This is a genomic window from Streptomyces sp. NPDC030021 (assembly GCF_055574035.1).
Genome location: NZ_JBVIAH010000005.1, coordinates 45,316 through 67,985 on the forward strand (window position 1 = coordinate 45,316; position 22,670 = coordinate 67,985).

At 72.9% G+C, this 22,670-nt stretch carries 17 protein-coding genes; 9 read left to right on the forward strand and 8 right to left on the reverse strand.

What is annotated here, in order from left to right; genetic code table 11:
• Positions 1–73 precede the first annotated feature (73 nt).
• From ACZ4YL_RS11590 to ACZ4YL_RS11600, 3 genes are all read left to right on the forward strand, one after another.
• Positions 74–961: a FadR/GntR family transcriptional regulator gene (locus ACZ4YL_RS11590; protein WP_468115707.1), complete on the forward strand. Its 888-nt coding sequence runs from the start codon at positions 74–76 to the stop codon at positions 959–961.
• A gap of 373 nt (positions 962–1,334) precedes the next feature.
• Positions 1,335–2,897, forward strand: coding sequence for an RNA polymerase sigma factor (locus ACZ4YL_RS11595; RefSeq protein ID WP_468115709.1), 1,563 nt, complete (start codon positions 1,335–1,337; stop codon positions 2,895–2,897).
• Between the two features lie 137 nt (positions 2,898–3,034).
• Positions 3,035–3,961 (forward strand): serine protease, encoded by a 927-nt coding sequence (locus ACZ4YL_RS11600; protein ID WP_468115711.1) that lies wholly within the window; start codon positions 3,035–3,037, stop codon positions 3,959–3,961.
• Between the two features lie 109 nt (positions 3,962–4,070).
• On the opposite strand, the gene ACZ4YL_RS11605 is transcribed toward ACZ4YL_RS11600, so the two are convergent.
• Positions 4,071–4,304 carry a DUF7455 domain-containing protein gene (locus tag ACZ4YL_RS11605; protein ID WP_030016583.1) on the reverse strand — a complete coding sequence of 78 codons (234 nt, stop codon included), beginning with the start codon at positions 4,302–4,304 and terminating at the stop codon, positions 4,071–4,073.
• Between the two features lie 448 nt (positions 4,305–4,752).
• On the opposite strand from ACZ4YL_RS11605, the gene ACZ4YL_RS11610 reads away from it, so the two are divergent.
• The 3 genes from ACZ4YL_RS11610 to ACZ4YL_RS11620 all read left to right on the forward strand — a co-directional run bounded on the left by ACZ4YL_RS11610 (position 4,753) and on the right by ACZ4YL_RS11620 (position 9,126).
• Positions 4,753–6,873: a DNA gyrase/topoisomerase IV subunit B gene (locus ACZ4YL_RS11610; protein ID WP_301365909.1), complete on the forward strand. Its 2,121-nt coding sequence runs from the start codon at positions 4,753–4,755 to the stop codon at positions 6,871–6,873.
• 175 nt (positions 6,874–7,048) lie between these two features.
• On the forward strand, positions 7,049–7,537 hold the full coding sequence (locus tag ACZ4YL_RS11615) for a DUF485 domain-containing protein (RefSeq protein WP_468115714.1): 489 nt from the start codon (positions 7,049–7,051) through the stop codon (positions 7,535–7,537).
• Positions 7,534–9,126, forward strand: a complete 1,593-nt coding sequence (locus ACZ4YL_RS11620) for a solute symporter family protein (RefSeq protein WP_468115716.1) — start codon at positions 7,534–7,536, stop codon at positions 9,124–9,126. Before ACZ4YL_RS11615 ends, ACZ4YL_RS11620 begins: the two co-directional genes overlap by 4 nt.
• Before the next feature lie 67 nt (positions 9,127–9,193).
• Here ACZ4YL_RS11620 and ACZ4YL_RS11625 read toward each other — a convergent pair whose 3' ends face one another.
• The 5 genes from ACZ4YL_RS11625 to ACZ4YL_RS11645 form a co-directional block, all read right to left on the reverse strand.
• Entirely contained in the window at positions 9,194–9,853 is a 660-nt protein-coding gene (locus ACZ4YL_RS11625; RefSeq protein ID WP_468116252.1) for a response regulator, read from the reverse strand.
• Between the two features lie 38 nt (positions 9,854–9,891).
• Positions 9,892–11,493, reverse strand: coding sequence for a sensor histidine kinase (locus ACZ4YL_RS11630; protein WP_468115718.1), 1,602 nt, complete (start codon positions 11,491–11,493; stop codon positions 9,892–9,894).
• Between the two features lie 87 nt (positions 11,494–11,580).
• On the reverse strand, positions 11,581–12,075 hold the full coding sequence (locus ACZ4YL_RS11635) for a cupin domain-containing protein (protein ID WP_468115720.1): 495 nt from the start codon (positions 12,073–12,075) through the stop codon (positions 11,581–11,583).
• 85 nt (positions 12,076–12,160) lie between these two features.
• The gene (locus ACZ4YL_RS11640; protein ID WP_468115722.1) at positions 12,161–12,583 is read right to left on the reverse strand and encodes a DUF4267 domain-containing protein; all 423 of its coding nucleotides are present in this window, start codon (positions 12,581–12,583) and stop codon (positions 12,161–12,163) included.
• 48 nt (positions 12,584–12,631) lie between these two features.
• Entirely contained in the window at positions 12,632–13,264 is a 633-nt protein-coding gene (locus ACZ4YL_RS11645; protein ID WP_468115724.1) for a hemerythrin domain-containing protein, read from the reverse strand.
• A 193-nt stretch (positions 13,265–13,457) separates the two neighbouring features.
• Between ACZ4YL_RS11645 and ACZ4YL_RS11650 the strand changes: the two genes are divergently transcribed.
• Positions 13,458–16,820, forward strand: coding sequence for a BTAD domain-containing putative transcriptional regulator (locus ACZ4YL_RS11650; protein WP_468115726.1), 3,363 nt, complete (start codon positions 13,458–13,460; stop codon positions 16,818–16,820).
• Positions 16,821–16,904: 84 nt separating this feature from the next.
• On the opposite strand, the gene ACZ4YL_RS11655 is transcribed toward ACZ4YL_RS11650, so the two are convergent.
• Positions 16,905–18,140 carry a citrate/2-methylcitrate synthase gene (locus tag ACZ4YL_RS11655; protein WP_468115728.1) on the reverse strand — a complete coding sequence of 412 codons (1,236 nt, stop codon included), beginning with the start codon at positions 18,138–18,140 and terminating at the stop codon, positions 16,905–16,907.
• Between the two features lie 65 nt (positions 18,141–18,205).
• Here ACZ4YL_RS11655 and ACZ4YL_RS11660 point away from each other — a divergent pair, with 65 nt between their 5' ends.
• Together ACZ4YL_RS11660 and ACZ4YL_RS11665 are read left to right on the forward strand one after the other, a co-directional pair.
• On the forward strand, positions 18,206–19,372 hold the full coding sequence (locus tag ACZ4YL_RS11660) for a citrate synthase (RefSeq protein ID WP_468115730.1): 1,167 nt from the start codon (positions 18,206–18,208) through the stop codon (positions 19,370–19,372).
• A 24-nt stretch (positions 19,373–19,396) separates the two neighbouring features.
• Positions 19,397–20,491: a CobW family GTP-binding protein gene (locus ACZ4YL_RS11665; RefSeq protein WP_468115732.1), complete on the forward strand. Its 1,095-nt coding sequence runs from the start codon at positions 19,397–19,399 to the stop codon at positions 20,489–20,491.
• A 33-nt stretch (positions 20,492–20,524) separates the two neighbouring features.
• Here the strand turns inward: ACZ4YL_RS11665 and ACZ4YL_RS11670 are convergent, their stop codons facing one another.
• Positions 20,525–22,603, reverse strand: a complete 2,079-nt coding sequence (locus ACZ4YL_RS11670) for a restriction endonuclease (RefSeq protein WP_468115734.1) — start codon at positions 22,601–22,603, stop codon at positions 20,525–20,527.
• Positions 22,604–22,670: the final 67 nt, after the last annotated feature.

Here is a 22,670-nt window from a genome sequence, read left to right on the forward strand (position 1 = left end):
GCACCGATCACCCTTTCGTGTGCTTTTCACCAAAGACCTCAAGGGTCATGGAGGCACGGCCGACAAAGGATTCGTGAGTACCCTTGCGCACACCATGATGACCGCCGCCCGCCACGCCGACTCCGGCCTCGCCGGCCCGGGCGAACTCGACCGCTATCCCTACGCGGAGACCCCCGGGTCCGACCGCGTCGGAGCACCCCACTGGGACGGTGCCGACGTCGAGTTGAGCCGCGTGGGCCGCCGAGCGGCAGGCAGCCGCGGACGCGGACTGCACGGCCAACTCGTCCAGCAACTCGGCCAGATGATCGTTTCCGGTGACCTCGGTGCGGACCGCCCGCTGGTCCCCGAGGAGATCGGCCAGCGCTTCGAGGTCTCCCGCACGGTCGTCCGCGAATCGCTGCGGGTCCTGGAGGCCAAGGGCCTCGTCAGCGCCCGCCCCAACGTCGGCACCCGGGTCCGTCCCGTCGCCGACTGGAACCTGCTCGACCCCGACATCATCGAATGGCGCGCCTTCGGCCCACAGCGCGACGACCAGCGCCGCGAGCTCGGTGAGCTCCGCTGGACCATCGAGCCGCTCGCCGCCCGCCTCGCCGCCGGCCACGGCCGGCCGGACATCCAGCAGCGCCTCGCGGACATGGTCGAGATCATGGGCCACGCCCTCGGCCAGGGCGACGCGATCACCTTCGCGCGCGCCGACAACGAATTCCACGCGCTCCTCATCCAGGTCGCCGGAAACCGCATGCTGGAGCACCTTGCCGGCATCGTCTCCGCCGCCCTCCAGGTCTCCGGCAGCCCGATCACCGCCTGCGACCGCCCGAGCGAGACCTGCGTCGCGCACCACGCTCGGATGGTCGAGGCCCTCGCCGCGGGTGACGCGACGGGTGCCGAGAACGCCATGCGCCAGCTCCTGACGGTTCATCCGGAGGTCGAGCGCGTGGTCCCCGCCCCGCGCGAGCACTGACGGGCGGACGCGCGGGGGTGCGGGGGTGCAGAACATGTCGCCGGGCCCGGTCGGGTCCGGCGACACCGGCGTGAGGCCCCGTTTCGTGGCGGTTCGGCATACACGGAACACCGGGTTCGACCACAGGAGCGGCACTCGTGCGTACGGGGTGTGACTCGGGCCACGAAGATTGGGCGTAACGCTCTGCGAGGTCACGCGATGACGTAAGAGGTGATGGCCGACGGAGGGAAGACAGCAGCCCTTGGGGGTGCTGTGCAGCTCCCCGGCCCCTGCCCGCGCCGCCGGCCCATCCCCGGTCGGTGGTCGTCGGCTCCGGTCCAGCACCACCAGGCCCGGGGTCGGAAGCCGTTCCCATCGTTCCGAGAGGTTGTTCGTGTCGGCCAGCACATCCCGTACGCTCCCGCCGGAGATCGCCGATTCCGAGTCTGTGATGGCGCTCATCGAGCGGGGCAAGGCCGAGGGGCAGATCGCCGGCGATGACGTGCGTCGGGCCTTCGAGGCTGACCAGATTCCTGCGACCCAGTGGAAGAATGTTCTGCGCAGCCTCAACCAGATCCTCGAGGAAGAGGGTGTGACGCTGATGGTCAGTGCCGCGGAGTCGCCCAAGCGCACCACCCGCAAGAGCGTCGCAGCCAAGAGCCCGGCCAAGCGGACGGCCACCGAGACCGTCAAGAAGACGGCGGCCCGGACGACGGCGGCGCAGCCCGCGGCCACCGCGGTCCCGGCGGACGCGGACATCGCGGAAGCTCTCGCGGGAGAACCCGGAACGGAGCCCGCCGCCAAGAAGACGGCGGCGAAGAAGACGGCGGCCAAGAAGGCCGCGCCCGCCAGGAAGACCGCTGCCAAGAAGACGGCGGCGAAGAAGACCGCCTCCAAGAAGGACGCGGACGAGGACGAGACCGCGGACGAGGGTCCCGACGCCGCCAAGGCCGAGGCCGAGGAAGAGGAGGAGGGCGGGGAGAACAAGGGCTTCGTCATCTCCGACGACGAGGACGACGCCCCCGCCCAGCAGGTCGTGGTCGCCGGCGCCACCGCCGACCCGGTCAAGGACTACCTCAAGCAGATCGGCAAGGTCCCCCTCCTCAACGCCGAGCAGGAGGTGGAGCTCGCCAAGCGCATCGAGGCGGGTCTGTTCGCCGAGGACAAGCTGGCGAACTCCGACAAGCTGGCGCCCAAGCTCAAGCGCGAGCTGGAGATCATCGCCGAGGACGGCCGCCGCGCGAAGAACCACCTGCTGGAGGCCAACCTCCGCCTCGTGGTCTCCCTCGCCAAGCGTTACACGGGCCGCGGCATGCTCTTCCTGGACCTGATCCAGGAGGGCAACCTGGGTCTGATCCGCGCGGTCGAGAAGTTCGACTACACCAAGGGCTACAAGTTCTCGACCTATGCCACCTGGTGGATCCGGCAGGCGATCACGCGCGCCATGGCCGACCAGGCACGCACCATCCGTATCCCGGTGCACATGGTCGAGGTCATCAACAAGCTCGCCCGCGTCCAGCGCCAGATGCTCCAGGACCTGGGCCGCGAGCCCACCCCGGAGGAGCTGGCCAAGGAACTCGACATGACCCCCGAGAAGGTCATCGAGGTCCAGAAGTACGGCCGTGAGCCGATCTCCCTGCACACGCCGCTCGGCGAGGACGGCGACAGCGAGTTCGGTGACCTCATCGAGGACTCCGAGGCGGTCGTCCCGGCCGATGCCGTGAGCTTCACGCTGCTGCAGGAGCAGCTGCACTCGGTGCTCGACACCCTGAGCGAGCGCGAGGCCGGCGTGGTCTCGATGCGCTTCGGCCTCACGGACGGCCAGCCCAAGACCCTGGACGAGATCGGCAAGGTCTACGGGGTCACGCGTGAGCGGATCCGCCAGATCGAGTCGAAGACGATGTCGAAGCTCCGGCACCCGTCCCGCTCCCAGGTGCTGCGCGACTACCTGGACTGACCGGGCGGCTTTCGGTGGCGCCGGCCGCCGCCGAAAGCCGATGGGGACGACAGGGCGACGGTGGCCGCGCGGGTGCGCCCGGCCACCGGGCGACCCACTCTGGGTGGAGTCATGCACACTCGGAGTCAGGAGGCCTCATGCGTCGTCCCTTTGCCCGTGCTCTGGCGGGAGCGCTGACCCTGGCGGCGGGAGCGGCCGCGGCGCCGTTCGCCCAGGTGCCGCACGCGGCCGCGGACAGCGTGGTGATCGGCGGGAAGCCGGTGAAGGTGGCCGACAGCCCCTGGGTCGTCGCCCTCGCCAGCCGTGACCGGTTCGGGGGTACGCGGGGCGGGCAGTTCTGCGGAGGCGTGGTCGTGTCCCCGACCAGGGTGCTGACGGCGGCGCACTGCCTGGGCAGCCAGGTGCTGGGCGGCCCGGTCGAATCCGTGGCCGACTTCCGGGTGATCGCCGGACGTACGGAGCTCCGGGCGGCCGAGGGCCGGGAGATCGCGGTGCGCGGGGCGAGGGTGAACCCGGCCTACGACCCGGCGAGCAATGCCGGGGACCTCGCCGTTCTGGAGCTGGCCGAGTCGGTACCGGCCCACTACGTGCTGCCCATGGCGGGGGCGGGGCATCCCGCCTACGCGGCGGGGACCGAGGCGGCGGTGTACGGCTGGGGCGACACGAGCGGCTTTGGTGACTACGCGTACGGGCTGCGTGCCGCTGGGGTGACGGTGCTGGCGGACGAGGTCTGCGGGCGTGCCTACCCCGGGGACGCGGACGGGCAGTACCGCGCGGAGTCCATGGTGTGCGCGGGGGACAGCGGCGGCGGCAAGGACGCCTGCCAGGGCGACAGCGGCGGGCCGCTGGTGGCCCAGGGGCGGCTCATCGGGCTGGTCTCGTGGGGCCGGGGCTGCGGGCGCGCCGACAGCCCTGGGGTCTACACGCGTGTCGCCCCGTTGGTCGACTTCGTGCTGGCCCTGGAGACGGGCGCGCAGCCCGAGAAGGTCCAGGGCGTCGGGTGGGACGCCCGCGGGGCCTCTGGGCCGTACGCAGGGCCCGTACAGGGGCATCGCACGCCCTAGCCGCAGGGTCGCGGATGTGAGGACGGGCGGCACCCCTGGGTCTCAGGAGTGCCGCCCGTCGACCGGCCTGGCCGGTCCTGGCTCGTCGGATGCGAGGTGCAGGCCTGTGTCAGCGGTCCTCGGGTTCGGCATTGGCAGCCGGAGCGGACGTGAGCCGCTCGGTCTCATCCTGTATTTCCGCGGCGATCTTCTTGAGTTCCGGCTCGAACTTGCGCCCGTGGTGGGCGCAGAAGAGCAGTTCACCGCCGCTCAGCAGGACGACGCGCAGATATGCCTGGGCGCCGCAACGGTCGCATCGGTCAGCGGCCGTCAGCGGGGTCGCGGGTGTCAGAACAGTAGTCACGTCGCCTCTTCTCTAGCTCGACGAGCTGTCGTACCAGGGTCAACATCCAACCAGGCCGAAAACGTTCCCGCTCGCGGCTTTTCCTCGAAACTTCCTTCCGAAGCTGGCCGGCTGTTGCCGGTTGGCGGCGAAGGAGCCGTATTGCGTTGCTTTACGGTTTCGCGTTGTCAGTCGTGCGCTTGTTGCAGTTCCATCCTCCCCCGGCGTGAGTGCCAGGTTGTTCATGAGGACGTGCCCGAACCCTAAATGGTTCATGCGCGGAAGGGAACGTGATGTTTCCTTCACCCGCGCGGGGGATCGAACATCCGTACGGATCTGGACTAGGCTGAGGAATGCGCGAGGGTGGCGTTGCATCGGCTCTACCTGGCCTCGGTACCCTTCGAGCGGCACCCGAGCCACCCCTGCGCCCGACCGGGCCAGAAAAGAAATTCAGCGAGGAGCGAACTGCGTGACCGCCGACACGTCCGTGCCTTCCAGCGCGCTGCTGTCCGGAGCAGACCGGGACGGTTCCAACTACACCGCGCGGCACCTGCTCGTCCTCGAAGGGCTGGAGGCCGTCCGCAAGCGCCCCGGCATGTATATCGGCTCCACCGACAGCCGGGGCCTCATGCACTGCCTGTGGGAGATCATCGACAATTCCGTCGACGAGGCCCTGGGCGGCTACTGCGACCACATCGAGGTGATCCTCCACGAGGACGCCTCCGTCGAGGTCCGGGACAACGGCCGCGGCATCCCCGTGGACGTCGAGCCCAAGACCGGCCTGTCCGGCATCGAGGTCGTCATGACCAAGTTGCACGCCGGCGGCAAGTTCGGCGGTGGCTCGTACGCGGCCTCCGGCGGCCTGCACGGCGTCGGTGCCTCCGTGGTCAACGCCCTCTCCGCCCGCCTCGACGTCGAGGTCGACCGCAACAGCGCGACCCACGCCATCAGCTTCCGGCGCGGCGTCCCGGGAATGTTCACCGAGCAGGGCCCCGAGAGCCCCTTCGACCCCGCCAACGGCCTCCGCAAGGTCAAGCGGGTCGCCAAGGGCAGGACCGGCACCCGGGTCCGCTACTGGGCCGACCGCCAGATCTTCCTCAAGGACGCCCGGCTCAACCTGGAGACGCTCTACCAGCGCGCCCGCCAGACCGCCTTCCTCGTCCCCGGCCTGACCCTGGTCGTCCGCGACGAGCGCGGCATCGACGGGGCCGGCAAGACCGAGGAGACCTTCCGCTTCGACGGCGGCATCAGCGAATTCTGCGAGTACCTCGCCCAGGACAAGGCCGTCTGCGACGTCCTGCGCCTGACCGGCACGGGCACCTTCAAGGAGACCGTCCCGGTCCTCGACGACCGCGGCCACATGACCCCCACCGAGGTCACCCGCGAGCTCGGCGTGGACATCGCCCTGCGCTGGGGCACGGGGTACGAGACCAACGTCAAGTCCTTCGTGAACATCATCGCCACCCCCAAGGGCGGCACCCACGTCTCCGGCTTCGAGCGCTCGGTCGCCAAGACCGTGAACGAGGTGCTGCGCTCGGCCAAGCTGCTGCGCGTCGCCGAGGACGACGTGGTCAAGGACGACGCGATGGAGGGCATGACGGCCGTCGTCACCGTCCGGCTCGCCGAGCCGCAGTTCGAGGGCCAGACCAAGGAGGTGCTCGGCACCTCCGCGGCCACCCGGATCGTCGCCGCCGTGGTCGCCAAGGAGCTCAAGGCCTTCCTGACCTCCACCAAGCGCGACGACAAGCAGCAGGCCCGCGCCGTGATGGAGAAGATCGTCGCGGCGGCCCGGACCAGGATCGCGGCCCGTCAGCACAAGGAGGCGCAGCGTCGCAAGACCGCGCTGGAGACCTCCTCGCTCCCCGCCAAGCTGGCCGACTGCCGCAGCGACGACGTGGACCGCAGCGAGCTCTTCATCGTCGAGGGCGACTCCGCCCTCGGCACCGCGAAGCTCGCCCGGAACTCGGAGTTCCAGGCGCTCCTGCCCATCCGCGGCAAGATCCTCAATGTCCAGAAGTCCTCGATCTCGGACATGCTCAAGAACGCCGAGTGCGGGGCGATCATCCAGGTCATAGGAGCCGGCTCGGGCCGGACCTTCGACATTGACGCCGCCCGGTACGGCAAGATCGTGCTGCTCGTGGACGCCGACGTCGACGGCGCGCACATCCGCTGCCTGCTGCTCACGCTCTTCCAGCGGTACATGCGGCCGATGGTCGAGGCCGGCCGGGTCTTCGCGGCCGTGCCGCCGCTGCACCGGATCGAGCTGGTCCAGCCGAAGAAGGGCCAGGACAAGTACGTCTACACGTACTCGGACAACGAGCTGCGCCAGACCCTGCTGGAGTACCAGCGCAAGAACATCCGGTACAAGGACTCGATCCAGCGCTACAAGGGCCTCGGCGAGATGGACGCGGACCAGCTGGCGGAGACCACCATGGACCCCCGCTTCCGCACCCTGCGCCGGATCAACATCGGCGACCTGGACTCGGCCGAGCAGGTCTTCGACCTGCTCATGGGCAATGAGGTGGCCCCGCGCAAGGAGTTCATCACGAGCTCCGCGGCGACCCTGGACCGCTCGCGCATCGACGCCTGATCCGGGTGCCGCCGGAGCGCGGCGGCACCGAACACCGAAGGCGCCACGGCAGACCGGTGCTCTTCGCTCCATCACCTGTTGGAGTGAAGAGCACCGGTACACCAGTCCGGAAAGCGCCCATTCCGCACATCCTTGTGGGCACGCGGCCAATGCGGCAGCGGACAAGGAGAGTTCGGTGGACAAGCACGAAGGTCGTGATACCGGAACGATCCGGCTCGACGACCCCTGGTACGACGCGCTGGCCGTCGGGTGGGGCGAGGGTGAGGAAACGTCCCAGCCGGTCCCGGTCCCCGGTGGCGGGCGCCCCGCGCCCGGCGCATCCGACATCTACCTCGAAGTGCAGCGCAGCGCCGCCTTCCAGGAGGTTCGCACCCGCTACCGCAGGTTCGTCGTCCCCGCCACCGCAGGGTTCTTCCTCTGGTACGTCGCCTACGTGGTCGCCGCCACCGCCGCGCCCGGCCTGATGGCCCGGCCCGTGGTGGGCGCGGTCAACGTGGCCATGCTGGCCGGGCTCGGCCAGTTCCTCAGCACCTTCCTGCTGACCTGGGCGTACGCCCGGCACGCACGGCTGCGCCGGGACCGGGCCGCGCTCGATCTGCGCTGGACCGTCTTCGAGCAGGAACGCGGCCAGGAGCGGACCCGGGCGGGGAGGGCCGGCCGGTGACCACCGAGCACCAGACCCTCGCGCTGATCCTGTTCAGCGTCTTCATCGCGGTGACCCTCGGCATCACCACCTGGGTCAGCCGGAACCGGCACGGGTCGGCTGAGGAGTTCTACGCGGGCGGGCGATTGTTCTCCCCGATGGAGAACGGTTTCGCCATCGCGGGCGACTACATGTCCGCGGCCTCGTTCCTCGGCATCTCCGGCCTGATCGCCCTCTTCGGCTACGACGGGCTGTTGTACTCGGTGGGCTTCCTCGTGGCCTGGCTCGTGGTGCTGTTCCTCGTCGCCGAACTGGTCCGCAACTGCGGGCGCTTCACCCTCGCCGACGTGGTCGCCGCCCGGATGAGCGAACGTCCAGTGCGGATCGCGGCCGGCACCTCCTCGGTCGTCGTCTCCGTGCTCTACCTCATCGCGCAGATGGTCGGCGCGGGCAGTCTCGTCGGCCTGCTGCTCGGGAGTTCGGGCCCCGCCGCCCGGACCCTCGCCGTGGTGGGGGTCGGGGCGCTGATGGTCGTCTACGTCTCCTTCGGCGGGATGCGGGCCACCACCTGGATCCAGATCGTGAAGGCCGTGCTGCTGATGGGCGGCGCGATCACCCTGACCGTGCTCGTGCTGCTGCGCTTCCACGGGAACTTCGACCAGCTGCTCACCAGCGCCGCCGACCGCAGCGGGCACGGCCGGGCGTTCCTGAGCCCGGGCCTCAAGTACGGCGGGGACTGGACCGCCCGCGTCGACTTCATGAGCCTCGGTCTGGCGCTGGTCCTCGGCACCGCCGGGCTGCCGCACATCCTGTCGCGGTTCTACACCGTGCCCACCGCACGGTCGGCCCGCCGCTCGGTGGTGTGGGCGATCGCGCTGATCGGTGGGTTCTACCTGATGACCATCGTGCTCGGCTTCGGGGCGGCCGCGCTGGTGGGACCGGACGAGGTACGGGCCTCCAACGCCTCCGGGAACACGGCCGTTCCGCTGCTGGCGGCCTTCCTCGGCGGGGGCGCCGGCTCCACCGGGGGCGCGGTGCTGTTCGCCTTCGTCGCCGCCATCGCCTTCGCCACCATCCTGGCCGTCGTCGCCGGCATCACCCTGGCCTCCTCGGCCTCCGTGGCCCACGACCTGTACGCCTCCCTCAAGCGTCGCCACGCCCGGCAGCGCAGCGAGGTCGCGGTGGCCCGGGTCGCGGCCGTCGGCATCGGGGCGGTCGCGATCGCCCTCGGGCTGCTCGCCCAGGACCTCAACGTGGCGTTCCTGGTGGGGCTGGCGTTCGCGGTGGCGGCTTCGGCCAATCTGCCGGTGCTGCTGTACTCGCTCTTCTGGAGCGGCTTCACCACGCGCGGAGCCGTCTGGTCGGTGTACGGCGGCCTGATTCCGGCGGTGCTGCTGGTGCTGGTCTCGCCGGTGGTGTCGGGCAGCGCCGAATCGCTCTTCCCCGGAGTGGACTTCCAGTACTTCCCGCTCCAGAACCCGGGGATCGTCTCGATCCCGCTGGGCTTCCTGGCGGGCTGGCTGGGCACGGTCACCTCGGGCGAGGAGGCGGACGAGGCGAAGCACGCGGAGACGGAGGTCCGCTCTCTGACCGGAGCCGGAGCGGTCTGAGTGTTCGGAGCGGTGGAGCGGCGGTGCGGCGGATGGTCGGCCGGGGCTGCCGGTCGGCCGGGCGCCGTCAGGCCGGCCCCTCCGACGGGAGCCAGGTGTAGCGGTGCTCCGGGCGGCCGGTCTCGCCGTAGCGCAGGGCGAGGCTGACCCGGGCGGTGCGTTCGAGGAGCTTCACGTAGCGCTGGGCGGTCTGCCGGCTGATGCCCGCGCGGTCGGCGATCTGCTGGGTGGACAAGGGGCCTTCGGCGGACCGCAGCACCTGGCGGACGAGCTCCGCGGTGCTGGCGGAGTGGCCCTTGGGGAGCTCGTTCGGGGATCCTGCGGCGGCGAGGGCGCCGAAGATCCGGTCCACCTCGGCCTGTTCGGCCTCGCCGCCCGTGTCCAGGGTGCGGCGCAGGGACCCGTACGCCTCCAGCCGGCTGCGCAGTCCGCCGAAGGTGAAGGGTTTGACCAGGTACTGCAGGGCGCCGAGGCGCATGGCGGCCTGCACGGTGGCGAGGTCGCGGGCGGCGGTGACCATGATCACATCGGTGCGGTGGCCGAGCTGGCGCAGGCGCCGGACGAGGTCCAGGCCGTTCTCGTCGGGCAGGTAGTGGTCCAGGAGGACGAGGTCCACCGGATGTGAGGTGAGGAACTCCAGGGCCTCGGCGGCCGAATGGGCCTGCGCCGTCACCAGGAATCCGGGAACTTTCGCCACGTACGCCGCGTTGATCCGGGCAACACGCATGTCGTCGTCGACGACCAATACGTGGATCGGGGTCTCGTTCACCGCAGGGCCTCCGGGAGTACGACGGAGAATTCCGCCCCTCCGTCCGCTGCTTCACCGGCCCGGGCGCTGCCGCCCTGCCGCTCCGCGAGGCGGCGTACGAGGGCGAGGCCCAGCCCGCGCTCGCGGTGGGCCTTGGGCTGCTTGGTCGACCAGCCCTCCGTGAAGATCTCCTCACGGCGCGCGGCGGGCACCCCGGGGCCGCTGTCGCGCACCCGCAGCACGGCGGTACGGCCCTCCGCGCGCAGCTCCACCTCGACCAGGGGCGCCGCTGAACCCGCGGCGGCGTCCAGGGCGTTGTCCACGAGGTTGCCGAGGATCGTGACGAGGCCGCCCGGGTCCACCAGGCGGTCGGGGAGGAGGGTGGAGCCGGCCAGACGCAGGGGGACACCGCGCTCGGCGGCGACGGTCGCCTTGCCCACCAGCAGGGCGGCCAGAAGCGGGTCGTGGACCTTCTCGGTGACCTGTTCGGCCGTGGTGCGGTGCACGCCGGCGACCTCGGTCACGAACTCCACCGCCTCCTCGTGCAGGCCCAGCTCCAGCAGGCCGAGGAGGGTGTGGAGGCGGTTGGCGTGCTCGTGGTCCTGGGCGCGCAGGGCATCGATCAGGCCCCGGGTGGAGTCGAGCTCGCGGCCCAGGTGCTCCAGCTCAGTGCGGTCGCGCAGGGTGGCGACGGCGCCGCCGTCCTCGGTGGGCATGCGGTTGGCCACCAGTACCCGGGGACCCTGGACGGTGAGCAGGTCCCGGCCGGTGACACGGCCCGACAGGACGTCCGCGGTGCGGCCCGCCCCCAGTACGTCCTCCAGCGGGTGCCCCGCGCAGCCCTCGGCGGCGTCCGGGGCGAGGCCCAGCAGGCGGGCGGCCTCGTCGTTGACCAGCCGGACGCTGCCGTCGGGGGCCAGGGCGATCACGCCCTCGCGGATCGAGTGCAGCATGGCCTCGCGCTCGGCGAGCAGGCCGGCGATGTCGGAGAAGGCCAGATCGCGGGTCTGCCGCTGGATCCTGCGGGAGAGCAGGTAGGCGGCGAGGGCACCCGCCGCCAGGGCGCCGCCCGCGTAGGCGAGCAGGCCGGGGATCGCGCCGAGCAGCCGGTCGCGGACGCTGTCGTAAGCGATGCCGACCGAGACGGCGCCGACGATCTCGCCGTCGGCCGCGAGGAGCGGGACCTTGCCGCGGGCGGAGCGGCCCAGGGTGCCCTCGTCGATCTCCATGACCTCGCGCCCCGCCAGGGCATCGCTCGGGTCGGTGGAGACGGGCAGCCCGATCCGGTCCGCACTCGGGTGCGAGCGGCGGATGCCGTCCAGGTCGAGCACGACCACGTACTCGGCTCCGGTGGCCCGGCGGATCCGCTCGGCCGAGGACTGCACGGGGCTGTCGGCCGAGGCCCCGGAGTCGAGGACCCCGGCGGCCAGCGCGGGATCGGCCGCGGCGCTCTGCGCGATGGCCAGGGCGCGCCGCATGGCCTGGTCGTCGAGCTGGGCGCTCAGCGGCGCCAGGAACAGCCCGGTCGCCAGTACGGCGACCCCGGCGGCGATGGCCAGCTGGGTCAGCAGGATCTGGGAGACGGCCCGTCTGGGCAGCCCGAGGCGCCGAGCGCTCATGAGGGGGAACCGCATGGGCAGCAACGGTAGGTCGGCACCGGCACAAGCGGAATGCTTACGCCCGGCTTGTCGGGTACCCCACTCCCGTCATGCCCGGACCGTGTTCCACACCTCACTGCGGGTGAAGTAGGTGTCGTAGAGCTCCTGGACGTCCAGCAGGGACTCCGGCGGCACTTTCCCGTAGGCGATCCGTTCCAGGTGGCGGAAGTACTCGAACCGTTCGATGCCCGGCGTGATGACGATGAGGATGTCGGCGTTCTCACCGGGCGCGGCGGCGAACGCGTGATCGAGGCCGGGCGGCACGATGACGAGGTCGCCGCGTTCCGCGGTCACCACCTGGTCGCCCGACAGGAGCTGCGCGGTGCCGTCGAGCAGGTAGAAGAGCTCGGCGGACCGGGAGTGGTGGTGGGGCGCGGCCCCGTCGGCGCCGTCCAGCAGGCTCACCCGCTGTGTCGACAGGGCGCCGCCGGTGGAACCGCTGTCGGCGAGGAGCCGGATGGTGGTCGGGGCGGCGCCGATCGTCTCGGTCGCGGCCGAGCGCACGATCACCGATTCGTCGAAGGAAGGCACGGTCAGGGACATGTCGTCTGCTCCTGGGAGAGGTGGGAGAGGTGGGAGAGGGGGGATGGGGGTGGGAGCCGGTGACGGCGGGCGGGCGGGTGGGCGGTCAGGTGCGGGCCGGCTCGGTGGCGGCGCGGACGGCAGGGGCCGGACGCTCGCGCAGCAGGAGGCCCGCGGTCAGGGCGACGGCGAGGGCCGTGGCCCCGTGGACCCCGTAGGCCTGACCCGCGGGTCCGTCGTTGGCAAGGACGATCACCATGTCGCCGGCGGGGACGAAGGTGATCGCCGCGAGCGCCCAGCCGAGCGCCCGGCGCTGCCCCGTGAGCAGGAGCGCGAGGACGACCAGGCCGGTCGCGACATCGCGTACGCCCTTGACGGCGAGGAAGGCGGCGCCGTCGTGCTGCGGCCAGGTCGGCAGCCCGAAGTCGGCGGCCGTGGCCTGCGGTGCGAACAGGTAGCTGAGCCCGACGTACAGGATGAACGCGCCGCCGGTGGCGGCCAGGACGGTGGTGAGGCGCTTGAGGGACATGGGAGTTCTCCTGAAGGTGGGTGAGAGAGCCGGCGGAGGGCAGGGGGATCAGCGCGAAGCGGCGGCGCGGCGGACGGTGCGCCGCCGGCGGACGTAGGCGGGACGCCCGACGGTCTGCCACAACAGGCGCCCGGCGAGGGGCAGCGCGGCGAGCATCGCCGCGCGCTCGGCCCGGTCGGCGTCCTCCAGGACCATCCCGAGGAAGAACAGCAGCTTGGGCTTGGGCGTGGCGGCCAGGAAGTGCTCGCCCAGCCGGTCCCACTCGTGCGCGGACAGGTGGCGGGCGGCGAGCGGCAGGAGCGATTCCTCCTCGTCGTCCAGGTGCTCCAGCAACACGGTCCGGTGCTCGGCGAGGACCGACACGAGCGTGTCGCGTTCCGCCTCCCCGGCCCGGCTCTCCCAGGCGGGCAGGGCCTCCCCTGCGGCCGCGAGACTCGCAGCCACCCGCTCGTGCTGGGCCTCCATGCGCAGGACGAGATCCGCTTCGAGGTCGACCCGGGCCATCAGCGGCGGCCACAGGTACTCGTCCTCGCCGTGGTGGTGCCCCGTCAGGCCGAGCCGGTAGTCGCGGAAGTGGTCCCCGAGGACCCGTGCCCGCGCCGTGTCGCCGGGGGCCACCGCGGCGATCAGCTCGACCAGCAGGCGCGCCTCGCGGCGCAGGCCGCGGTGGATGACCACCATCTCGTGGGTGTTCGGCCGTGCCGTGCTCCCCTCCGATCGCGGAGCTCGTGCCGTCCGTGGCTGTGTCGTCTTCATGGAAAGAGACTCGACGTCGCTACATGGAGGGTTCTTGGAAGTTGCTTGGAAGGTTCCGTGACGTCATTCGGCCTTGTGAGGGCCGGAGTTGACCGACGCGGCGTACGTTGGTGGAGTCATGGTCCACATACGCGTACTCGGCTCCTTCGCGGCCGAGCGGGACGGCGAGGCGATCCCGCTCGGCGGCCACCGCCAGCGCTCCGTACTGGCCCTGCTCGTATCGGCGCGCGGCCGGGTCGTGTCCGTCGACCGGATGATCGAGGAGCTCTGGCAGGGGGCGCCCCCCGCCCGGGCCGTCGCCTCGCTCCAGGCCTACGTCTCCAACCTGCGCCGCCTCCTCGAACCGGGCCGGGCCCCGCGCACCCCCGCCCGCCTGCTGGTGAGTGCGCCGCCCGGGTACGCGCTGCGGCTTCCCGAGGACGCCGTCGACGCCTGGCGCTTCGAGCGACTGCTCGGCCGGGCCCGCGCGGCCCTGCCCGCCGGGCCGGACACCGCCGGCGCCCTGCTCCGCGAGGCGCTGGCGCTGTGGCAGGGGCCGGCGTACGCGGAGACGGCCGACGAGCCGTGGACCCACGCCGAGATCATGCGGCTCGGCGAGCTGCGGCTGGCCGCCCGCGAACTCGGCATCGCCGCCGGGCTGCGGGGCGGCGCCGACATCGCCGGGGCGGTCGCCGAGGCCGCGTCGCTGACCCGTGACGAGCCGCTGCGGGAGGAGGCCTGGCGGCTGCACGCCCTCGCGCTGTGGGCGGCCGGCCGGCAGGCCGACGCGCTCTCGGCACTGCGCCGGGCCAGGACGGTACTGGCCGACGAAGTGGGACTGGATCCCGGTGCCGCCCTGGTCGAGCTGGAGAAGGCGGTCCTGGCCCAGGACGACCGGGTGCTGCGCGAGGCCACGCGGCCAACGGAGCCCGTGGTCCCCGCGCCGCCCGAGCGGTCCGTGGCGCCGGGCCCGGCGGCACGGCCGGTGCAGCCCGCGGCGCCGGCCGCCACCGGGGCCGAGCTGTTCGTCGGGCGCGAGGAGGAACTGGAGCGGCTGACAGCGGCGGCGCACCGGGCCCGCGCGGCCGGCCCCGGCGTCGCGCTGGTCACCGGCGAGGCCGGGCTGGGCAAGACGGCGCTGCTGCACGCTCTGGGCGACCGGCTCCGCGCCGAGGGCTGGCTCGTCGCCTTCGGGCGCACCACCGACGCCGAGGGCGCGCCACCCGCCTGGGCCTGGGTCGAAGCACTGAGCGCCGTCGCGGTGGCCGCCCCGCCCGGGCCCGCGGCCGCCGCCGCGCTGGCGCCCCTCCTGACCGAGGCAGCTCCCGCCACCGGCCGTGCGGCCGTCGGCGAGGATGTCGCCGCCGGGCGGTTCCGGCTGCACCGCGCCGTCGGCCGGTGGCTGGCGGAGGCCGCGAGCGGGCGGCCCGTCGCCGTCGTCCTGGACGACCTGCACTGGGCCGATGCCGAGACGCTGGCCCTGCTGTCGGGTGCGGCCGAACTCCCCCCGGGCACCGCGCTGCTCGTCGTGGGCGCGTACCGGCCGGAGGACACGGAGGGCCGGCTCGGCGACACCCTGGCCGGACTGGCACGGCGTTCACCGGCCCGGATCGCGCTGCGCGGCCTCACCGAGGAGGCCGTGGCCGAGGTGGTCCGTGCCGTGGGGGGCCCGCAGCTCGACGCGGAGGTCATGACCGCGCTGGCCGAACGTACGGGAGGGAACCCCTTCTACGTCCGGGAGAGCGCCAGGCTGCTGGGCAGCGAGGGCTCGCTGGTGGCGCTGTCCGAGGTGCCCGAGGGCGTACGGGACGTACTGCGCCGGCGGCTCGGACGCCTCCCCGAGGCGGTGGTGGCCGTACTGCGCCTGGCCGCGGTGGCCGGACGGGAGTCCGGCGTCGAGGTCCTGGCCGGGGCGGCGGACACCGGGGAGGACGGCGTACTGGGCGCGCTGGAGGCCGGTCTGCTCGCCGGGATGCTGGTCGAACCCGAGCCCGGGCGGGTCCGGTTCGCCCACGCGCTCGTACGCGACACCCTGCTGGCGGACCTCAGCCGGCTGCGCTCCTCGCGGATGCACGGCAGGATCGCGGCCTGCCTGGAGCGGCTCGCCCCGGACGACGTCTCCGCACTGGCCCACCACCACGTACGCGCGGCCTCCTCGGCGACGGCGGCGAAGGCGGTCGGGTACTGCCTGCGGGCCGCCGGGCTCGCCGAGAGCCGTTTCGCCCATGACGTGGCCGCCGCGCTGCTCGCCGAGGCGGTGGAGTGCTTCGAGCGGATTCCCGCGGCGTCCGGCGCCGACCGGGACGCCGAGCGCGCCGAGCTGCTGGGCCGGATGGTACGGGCCCAGGTGCGGGCGGGGGCGGTCATGGCGGCCCGCACGACCCGGCGTACCGCGATCGACCGCGCGGTCGGCGCCGGCCGGGACGACCTGCTGATCGCGGCGTTCACCGCATGGACCGAGCCGACCCCGTGGCAGACCCGGCCCTACGGCGTGGTCGACGGACCGGTGGTGGAGCTGCTGGAGCGCCTGCTGGCGCGGCCCGGTCACGCACCCGCCGTACGGTGCGGGCTGCTGGGCGCGTACGCCGCCGAGCTGTCCGACGCCAAGGTGGCGGGCGTACGGGCGGCGGCGCGCGAGGCGCTCGCCCTCGCGGAGGGCACCGGGGACCCCGTGCTGCGGGCGGGGGCGCTCGCGGCGCTGGCCAAGGAACTCGACGCCGACCTGGAATGGCCCGAACGCGCCGCGCTGGGCGGGGAACTCGAACGGATCGGCGCCGCGCACGAGCTGCCGGGCCACCAGTGGTACGGGATGTTCATCCGCTCCACGGCGCTGGCCGCCGAGGGCGATGTGGCCGGCGCCCGTCGGCTCGTGGAACGGTGGACACGGTTCGCGCGGACCTACCGGATGTCCGGGCCGGTCGCCGTCGGCGAGACCGTAGAGGCGACCTGGGCCCACGTCGAGGGGCGGTTCGAGGAGGCGGAGAACCTCTACCGGCAGGCGGCCGCGCGGATGGCCCGGCAGGGATCCCCGCACGCGGAGGGGATCCTCGCGGTCGCGATCGCGACGCTGCGGGTGAGCCAGGGGCGGCTCGCGGAGTCGCTGCCGCGGCTGCGGCAGGTGTACGCGGCCTTCGGCCCGCCGGCCGGGGACCTGCTCGCGGTCGCGCTGGCCGCCGCGGGCGAGGAGCGGGAGGCCCGCGAGGTCCTCGACCGGGCGGGGCCGCTGCGGACGGACTACTTCTTCAAGGTCTTCGCGACCTTCCGGGCGATGACCCTGGTCATGCTCGGGGAGCGGACGGGCGCCGAGGAGCTGTACGCGGCCCTGCTGCCGTACCGTGACGCCCCGCCGCCCTCCTCCGGGTTCACCGTGGCGGTGCGCCCGGTCGCCCGCACCCTGGGTGAACTGGCCGTGCTGCTGGGCCGCGAGGACGAGGCCGCAGGCCACTTCGCGCGCGCGACGGCCATCGCCGAGCGGTGGCACAGCCCGTGGGGGGCCGCCTGACGTCCGGGGCGGCCTGACGTCCGGGGCCGCCTGAGGTCCGGGACCGGCGCCAGGGCGGGCCGGAGACGGTGCTGGCCGGACCCGTCACGGCATCGGCTGGGGTGGGCGGGGGCCGTGGTACTGCCCGCTCGGCCGCATCCGCAGCGGCCGCTCCTGGTACTCCTCCAGCGCGTGCGCCATCCAGCCCGCCGTACGGGCGACCGCGAAGACCGTCTCCCCGGCCTCCGGCGGCATCCCGCACGACACCGTCAGCACGGCCAGCGCCAGGTCCACATTGGCGTGCAGCCCGCCCTGCCGGGCCATCACCATGGCCACCTCGCGCGCCGCACTCAGCGCCGGACCGGCCTGCTCAAGCCCTTCCAGCCGGGCGAAGAGCGCCCGCGCGCGAGGGTCCTCGCCCTGGTACAGCCGGTGGCCGAGCCCGGGGACCCGGCGTCCCGCCCTCAGGTACTCCGCCACCACCGGCGCGGCCCCGCCCTGTTCCAGCACCTCCACCAGCATCCGGTGCGCGAGCCGTCCGGCCGCGCCGTGCAGCGGGCCCTCCAGGGCGCCGAGCCCGGCGGACACCGCCGCGTACGGATGGGCGCGCGCGGAGGCGGCCACCCGTACGGCCAGGGTCGAAGCGGCCAGGTCGTGGTCGACCAGCAGGGCCAGCGCAAGGTCCAGCACGGCCAGCGCGTCCGGGTCCGGCTCCCGCGCCGTCAGCCGCGACCACAACTGCCGGGCGATCCGGCCGTCGCCGGCCCACCGGGCCGGGCCCGCCGCGGGCAGCGCGCCGACCAGCGTGGGGATCAGGGCGCGCGCGGAGCCGAGTACGGCTTCCTCGGACAGGTCGAAGCGCAGCGGATCCGCCACCGCGGCGGCGGCGACCGCCACCCGCAACCGGTCGATGGGGCCGCCGTGTTCCGGGAGCGCGGCCACCGCCCGCCTGGCCGCGTCCAGAGCCTGCGGGGGCGCGGTGAACCGGGCCCCCGGCGTGAGGGTGCCCGTCCAGAGCCACTCGGCGACCTCCTCGTAGCGGTACCGGGAGGCCAGCTCCACGGCGTCCACGCCGCGGAAGAAGTACCGGTCGGGCTCGATGAGGGTGAGCGCCGTACGGACGGAGAGTTCCCCGGTGGGGGCCGCCGCCTCGCGCCGGCTCCGCCGGGCCAGCGCCTCCACCTCGGCGGCGTCGAAGCTGCTGCCCCGCCCGGCGGGATCGCGGCGGCTGGTGAGCTGGCCCCGGCTGACGTACGCGTACACGGTCGCCGGTTTCACCCCGAGTGCGCGGGCCGCCTCCTGCGTGCTGAGCCTGCGCCCGCTGTCCGTCTGGTCGCTCATGACGAACACCCTACAGATGGACGGATATATTGATTCAATCAATATTGACAGCGATTGAATCCATCATGGATGGTCGATCCATGAACACCACCTTGGAAGTACCCCGCGGCCTCGCGGGAGTCGTGGTCACCGAAACCGGGCTGGGCGACGTCCGGGGCCGGGAGGGCTTCTACCACTACCGTCAGTACTCGGCCGTCGAGCTCGCCGCCACCCGCAGCTTCGAGGACGTGTGGCACCTGATGTTCCGGGGCACGCTCCCGGCCGACGCCGCCGAGCGCGCCGCCTTCGCGGCCGAGATCGCACCCCTGCGCCGGCTGCCCGAGGAGGTGCGGGACGCCCTGCCGGCCCTGGCCCGGGCCACCCGGCTCTCCGGCCCCCTGGCCGGGCTGCGCACCGCGCTCTCGCTGCTCGGCGCCTGCACCGGCTTCCGCCCGGTCTACGACCTCGACCCCGGCCGCCGGGCCGCCGACGCGCTGGCCGCCTGCGCCGCCGTACCGACCCTGCTGACCGCCCTGCACCGGCTCGGGCAGGGCCTGGAGCCGGTGGAGCCGCGCGAGGACCTCCCGTACGCCGCCAACTACCTCTACATGCTGACCGGCCGGGAACCCGACCCGGTCCGGGCCCGCGCGGTCGAGCGGTACCTGATATCCACCGTCGACCACGGCTTCAACGCCTCGACGTTCACCGCCCGGGTGATCGCCTCCACCGGCGCCGATGTCGCCGCCTGCCTGACCGGGGCGATCGGCGCGCTCTCCGGCCCCCTGCACGGCGGCGCCCCCAGCCGGGCCCTGGACACCCTCGACGCCATCGGGACCGTGGACCGGATCGGGCCGTGGATCCGCGAGCGGGTCCTGGCGGGCGACCGGATCATGGGCTTCGGCCACCCCGTCTACCGCACCGAGGACCCCCGCTCCTGCATGCTGCGCGAGATCGCCCGCCAGTTCGGCGGCCCCCTCGTGGACTTCGCCGTCGAGGTCGAGCGCCAGGTCGAGGAGATCCTCGCCGAACTGAAGCCCGGCCGGGAACTGCACACCAACGTGGAGTTCTACGCGGGCGTGGTCATGGAGCTCTGCGGGCTCCCGCGCGAGATGTTCACACCGACCTTCTGCGCGGCCCGCGTGGTCGGCTGGAGCGCGAACATCCTCGAACAGGCCACCGACTCGAAGATCATCCGTCCGGCCGCCCGGTACACCGGCCCCACCCCGCCCCATCCGGTGCCGCCCCTGCGCTGACGGAGCCTCGCTACGATCGACCGGGTGAACAGCAGGCAGCCCATCCCCGTCGTCGTCCTCGCCGGTTTCCTCGGATCCGGCAAGACCACCGTGCTGAACCACCTCCTCGCCAGTCGCGGGGGCACCCGCATCGGGGTCGTCGTCAACGACTTCGGATCGATCGAGATCGACGCGATGTCGGTGGCCGGACAGGTCGGGGACTCCATGGTCTCCCTCGGCGGCGGCTGCCTGTGCTGCGCCGTCGACGGCAGCGAACTCGACGCGTACCTGGAGAAGCTCTCGGCCCCCGTCCACCGGATCGACGTGATCGTCATCGAGGCGAGCGGACTGGCCGAGCCCCAGGAGATGATCCGGATGCTCATGGCCAGCGAGAACCCGGCCATCCGGTACGGCGGCATGGTGGAGGTCGTGGACGCCGCCGAATTCGACGCCACCCGGACCAGACACCCGGAGACCGACCGCCACCTCGCCGTCGCGGACCTGGTGGTACTCAACAAGACCGACCGGGTGGACGCGGCCGAGCGGGCCCGGATCGAGCAGGAGCTCGCCGTGCTCTGCGCCCCGGGCACCCCGGTCATGGCCACCGACCACGGGCGGATCGATCCGGAACTGCTCTTCGACCGGCGGCCCTGGACCGAGACCCGCGGGCAGCTCTCCTTCGAGGACCTGCTCGCGGAGGCCGGCGGCCACGACCACGGCCACGACCGCTGCGGTCACGCGCACGCCGCGTACGAGAGCACGGAGTTCACCTCCGAACAGGCCCTGTCCCCGCGCCGGTTCATCGACTTCCTCGACCGGCGTCCGGCCGGGCTCTACCGGATCAAGGGCTTCGTCCACTTCGGCGTACCCGGGCACGAGGAGCGCTACGAGGTCCACGCGGTCGGCCGCTTCCTCCGCTTCGCCCCGGGACCCTGGGGGCGGGGCGAAGCGCGCGTGAGCCGGCTCGTCCTGATCGGCTCCGGCACCGACGGGCCCGGTCTGCTGCGCGAGCTGGAGGCCTGCCGCGAACCGGCCCCGCACGAGGCGCGCCCCGAGAGCATGTGGGGCGTACTGCGGTACGTAGCCCGGCCCGCGGAGCCCGGGCACGAGGTCCCCGGGACCGGCCCGGACGAGACCTGAGGGCGTCACCACCCGCACTCCGGATGGGACGGCCTAGGCGACCTCGACCCCGAACTCGCCCAGCAGGTCCTCCAGGCCGCCGCGGTAGCCCTTGCCGCCGATCACGAAGTCCCAGTCGCCGTTGGAGCGGTGCCGGAACGAGCCGAGGACCAGGGCGGTCTCGCCGGCGCGCCCGTCGGAGACGTCCAGCCGGCCCAGTTCCTCGCCGCCCGCGGACAGCAGCCGGATGTGTGCGTCGGTGAATCCGGCGAGGTCGGCGTGGGGATCGGCCTCCGGGTCGATCGCGGCCACGAGGACCAGCCGGTCGGCCTGCGACGGCAGGGCGTCGAAGGAGACCTCCAGCGCCGCCTTGTCGGGCGCCGCGTGCTCGCGGGCCCGTACCGAACCGTCCGGGGTCCGCGGGTTGTTGAAGAAGACGAAGTGCTCCTCGCTCAGCACCCGGTTGCCCGTGCAGACGAGCGCGCACACGTCGAGGGCGACCGAACCGGACCAGGACATGCCGAGCACGTTGTGGTCGGTCGGCGGAGCCGGCTCCGGCTCGGGCGCCCGCTGCGCGGGCGCCGCGGCGCTGCCGCCGCCGAGCCGTCCCCGCAGTCCGTACTGGTGGAGCAGCTCGACCAGGTCCGCCCCGGGAACCAACTCCAGCGGCTTGCCGTTGGCAAAGGTGTACGACCCCGGTCCGAAGGACGCGGTGGTGACCAGCACCCCCTTGTTCGCCCCCTTGTCCTGGACCGTGCCGTACAGATCACGCACGGCCGTCGGCGGCACCGTGTTCCGGTAGCGCTTGACCTGCACCACGATCCGCCCGCCCCGGATCGGCGCCGGGTCCACCGCCTCCACATCGACCCCGCCGTCGCCCGACCGCTGCGTCGTCACCGCCTCCATGCCCATCGCCCGGAACAGCTCGGCGACCAGGTTCTCGAAGGCGATCGGGTCCATCACGAAGAGATCCGGCTCGTCCTCGTCCGCGTCGCCCGCGTGCCCGCCGTGGCTGACGACACCTCCGCCGACCTCGTCGGGCCGGCGCCCGGGGCGCACCGCCGTCAGCTGGTCGGGCCGCGCCGACAGCAGCCCGCCCAGCCCCGAGACCAGACAGTCCACCGCGCTGACCTGCTCCAGCCGCAGTCCGGCGAAGGCGTCGCGCGCCGCCGGCACCGTGGCGAGCACGAACCGCGCCTCCTGGCCCGTCACCGGATCGTGGCAGTCCACGAAGCCGTTGACCACGACCGAGTCCAGTACGCCGAACTCGTCCGCCGCGTACAGCTCGCGCACCACCAGCAGCACGCACTGGGCCAGCAGGTCCCGGTACAGCGCCCGTCGTTCCGTGACCGGGCGGGGCTTCACCTTGTCCTGGTCCGTGCTCGGCAGGTACTGCACCGCCCGGGCCTCCGGTACCACCGCGTAGCCGGGCAGCTCCCAGTCCAGCACCAGCTGGCGCGCGGCCGGGTCGTACGCGGCCGTCACCTGCCTCGGCAGTGCCTCGGGCCAGGCCGTCGAGGCGTAGAGAGCGGCCGAGAAGTACTCCACCGCCGCCTCGGCGTCACCCGCGCGCAGTGCGTCGGACAGCTCGGTGAGTCCGCCGTCGTGCGCCCGCATCCCGGCGAGCTGCTCCGCCGCCCACCGGTCGTACTGCTGCCGGTACGCGGCCAGTTGCTGCCGCCGCTGCGCCTCCGCGGCGTTCGCGGCCTGCCAGGCCTGGGTGTAGCGGGCGTGCGCCTCCCGCTCCGCCTGCGCCCGGTGGTTCGAGCCGAGCGTCCAGCCGCTGCTCTGCCGCTGGAAATCCTCGATGCGGGGCATCGGCACCGGGTGCGCCAGCGCCCCGGGGTCGAAGGGCTGCAGCCGGTCGGGCCGGGCCAGGGCGGATATCCGGAACGCCGGTGCCCGGCAGCCCGCGGCCAACAGGCCCTTGAGGGCTTCGACCTCGGCGTCGAGCTGCGCGGTACGCCGTAGGGCCTCGGCCTCGCGGTACTGCCGGTGGCTCCGGTTCGCGTCCCGTTCGTGGGCCCGCTGCCGGCGCTCGGCCTCGCGCTGCTGGACCAGCTGCGTCTGTTGCTGCCGGCGCTGGGCCTCCGCCCAGTTCCCGATCAGTCCGCTGCCTGCTCGACGGCTCATCAGCTGCGTTCTCCCCCCACCGCGTCCACGGGGAAAACACTAGTCGGCATTCGGGTGGTACGTCCCC